The 490-nt window shown below is 50.4% G+C and carries 1 protein-coding gene; it reads right to left on the bottom strand.

All coding sequences use genetic code 11. The features are described from left to right. The coding region (locus tag A3751_RS02830; RefSeq protein ID WP_197466137.1) for a sulfotransferase at window positions 1–490 on the bottom strand (490 nt) is incomplete at both ends.

The raw sequence follows: 490 nt of genomic DNA, 5'->3' as shown, positions 1-490 counted from the left end.
ATCATATAGTTGTAAGGCATCTTATCAGTAAAAAACTCGGGCAAGTTATTGCCTCGCTGGGCCTGCATCGCTCTCACCTGAGACAAATAGTTTACAAACGCTCTCTGCGCAGCCTCTGCGCGAACTCCAGCATCAGCCGAGCTCATCACTACTTCCGTTTCACGCTGAAAGCACTCACTCAAGACCTGTAACTCACCCTCCGCACCAACACGCGAGTGGCTTGATAAGATCTGCTCAACGAGCGTTGTACCCGATCGAGGCATTCCCAGAATGAAGATCGGTGCCGCTCCGTCTTTGACCTTGGGCAAACTCTCGCACGCCCCTAAGAACGGACCACTGAGTGCTTCGATAAGCTTAGAGAACACATCTTGCATCTCAGAATGTGCATAGTGATAGCGAGAGCGATTAATCGTGTTGCCCATCTGAAGGTACTTGAAGCTCTTTTCAGCGTCTCCCTTCCTGTCGTAGTACATGCTCACAACGTAAGCGA

This window comes from Oleiphilus sp. HI0080 (assembly GCF_001635135.1).
The sequence above is the reverse complement of the archived record's forward strand: the minus strand, read 5'-3'. Positions and strand labels throughout refer to the sequence as shown.